This is a genomic window from Terrabacter terrae, from assembly GCF_039529575.1.
In the GTDB taxonomy this organism is placed as follows: Bacteria; Actinomycetota; Actinomycetes; order Actinomycetales; family Dermatophilaceae; genus Terrabacter; species Terrabacter terrae.
In genome coordinates this window covers 1-2,083 of sequence record NZ_BAAANB010000052.1, presented here as the reverse complement: position 1 = coordinate 2,083, position 2,083 = coordinate 1, and the positions used below count along the sequence as shown (strand labels likewise).

Here is a 2,083-nt window from a genome sequence, read left to right as displayed (position 1 = left end):
CCTTCTCGACCTGGCGCCAGACGGTGAAGCCGGCGACGGCGAGCACCGCGACCGTGGCCGCCGCGACGAGCAGGCGCCAGCCGCGGGAGAAGCCGCGTCCGGCGCGCGAGCGGCGTCGCGCGTCGAGCTCGTCGCTCGGTCCGGTCTCCTCCGTCGGCCGCGTGCCCTCGTCGAGGGAGCCGTGCCCGGGGCGTCCTCCGGTGCCCGCGCCCAGCCGCCCGACCGACGGCGCCGGCGGTGCCGCCGGTGCTGACGGCGTCGACGTCACGGCATCCTCGGTCGCGTCGTCCTGCGGCGGCGCGACGGGCGGCAGGGGGCGCACCGTCGCGATGTCGGCGAGCACCTTGGCCCGCAGCGACGGCGGCGGCGGGACCTCGGTCAGCACCGACAGCTCCGTGGCCGCGGCAGCGAGGCTGTCGACCTCGGCCCGGCAGGCGGAGCAGCCGGCGAGGTGGCGTTCGAAGTGCGCCCGCTCGACGTCGTCGAGGGCGTCCACGGCGTACGCGCCGGAGAGCGCGTGGATGTCGTCGCTCACAGGGCCACCCCCAACGTGTCTCGAAGTCTGATGAGTCCATCACGGATGCGTGTCTTCGCCGTGCCCAGTGGCAGGTCGAGCATGGTCGCCACCTCTGTGTGCGTGTAGCCGGAGAGGTAGGCCAGCTCGAGGGCCTGCCGCTGGACCGGGGTGAGGGTCTCGAGCGCCCGGTGCACCCGCTCGGCGTCGAGGCGCTCGACGGCGGACTCCGCGGTGGAGTCGTGCGTGACGTCCTGGTTGCTGGCGCCGTAACCCTCGTCGCGGGCCCGGGCGGCCTCGGCTGCGCGCACCCGGTCGACGGCCTTGCGGTGGGCGATCGTCAGCATCCACGACATGGCCGCGCCCTTGCCCGGGTCGAAGCGGGCGCTGTGCCGCCAGATCTCGAGGAAGACCTCCTGGGTGACCTCCTCGGACTGGGCGGGGTCGCGCACGACGCGCCGCACGAGGCCGAAGAGGCGGGGGGCGACGGCGTCGTAGAGCTCTGCGAATGCCGTCTCGTCCCCGGTCGCCGCCCTGCGGAGCAGCTGCTCCGGCTGGGGTGGGCGGCCGGCGCCCTCCGGCGAGTCGTCGCCGGAGGGCACCACCGAGATCCTTGACATGGGGTCCATTGTGTCGCCCGTCGCCGTGGTCTGCGTCTACGTCGGTTCTGCGTGCCGGGAAGAGTCCGCGGACCTCAGGGCATCAGGACGCTGTCGATGATGTAGACGGTGGCGTTGGCGGTCGGGACGTTGCCGCAGATGACCTTGGCGTTCTCCTTGCCGACGGTGAAGTCCTCACCGGAGCCCTTGACCGTGATCGTCGTGCCGGCGAGCGTCTTGTGGTCGCCCGCGAGCCTGTCCGGCGCGATCTTGCCGGCCACGACGTGGTTGGTGAGGATCTTGGTCAGTGTCGGCTTGTCGGCGAGGACCTTCTTGAGGTCGGCGGCCGGGATCTTGGCGAAGGCGTCGTTGACGGGCGCGAACACGGTGATCTCGGGGGCCGAGTTCAGCGTGTCGACGAGGCCGGCCTGCTTGACTGCGGTGACCAGCGTCGAGAGAAGCGGGTTGTTGCTCGCGGCCGTCGCGACCGGGTCGGTCGCCATGCCGTTGAAGGAGCCCTTGCCGTCCTTCGGCACGGCCGCGCAGCCCTTACCGAAGACGGCCGAGGCGGCGTCCATGGAGGCCGACGAGCTCATCGTGTCGGAGGGCGTGCTCGACATGGTGTCGGACGGGGTGCTGCCCATGGTCTCGGCCGGGGTGCTGCTGCCGCCGGCGGCCGGGGTGGCGGCGTCGCTGTTGCTGCCGCAGGCGGCGAGGCTGAGGGGCAGGGCGATGGCGAGGGCGACGAGGCCGGTGCGCGTCTTCATGCTCTTCATGTCGGTCACTCCTTGTGGGGTGGCTGTTGCTGGCGAAGTGGTGCACTGTCATCAGGGATTCGGAGCCGCCGTCGCCCCGGATTGCTTGTGGGGCAGGTTTTCTCGCGCTTCCTCACCCGCGCACGGACGTCACGCGACGGTCACGACGATTTCCTGGATGCCGCTCGACCCGTCGGGGAACGGGGTGGCGCGCT

The 2,083-nt window shown here is 72.0% G+C and carries 3 protein-coding genes; all 3 read right to left on the bottom strand.

Features of this window, described 5'->3' with window-relative positions:
• A partial coding sequence (locus tag ABD194_RS18915; RefSeq protein ID WP_343994363.1) for a zf-HC2 domain-containing protein occupies positions 1 to 535 on the bottom strand: 535 nt, incomplete at its 3' end.
• Positions 532 to 1,134 carry an ECF RNA polymerase sigma factor SigK gene (sigK, locus tag ABD194_RS18910; protein WP_425580029.1) on the bottom strand — a complete coding sequence of 201 codons (603 nt, stop codon included), beginning with the start codon at positions 1,132 to 1,134 and terminating at the stop codon, positions 532 to 534. The genes ABD194_RS18915 and sigK, both read right to left, overlap by 4 nt.
• 74 nt (positions 1,135 to 1,208) lie before the next feature.
• Positions 1,209 to 1,889: a fasciclin domain-containing protein gene (locus ABD194_RS18905; RefSeq protein WP_343994359.1), complete on the bottom strand. Its 681-nt coding sequence runs from the start codon at positions 1,887 to 1,889 to the stop codon at positions 1,209 to 1,211.
• Positions 1,890 to 2,083: the final 194 nt, after the last annotated feature.

Bases quoted from the DNA above. Each gene is read 5' to 3' on its own strand.
- sigK (WP_425580029.1), bottom strand. From the start codon at position 1,134: ATGTCAAGGATCTCGGTGGTGCCCTCCGGCGACGACTCGCCGGAGGGC.
- ABD194_RS18905 (WP_343994359.1), bottom strand. From the start codon at position 1,889: ATGAAGAGCATGAAGACGCGCACCGGCCTCGTCGCCCTCGCCATCGCC.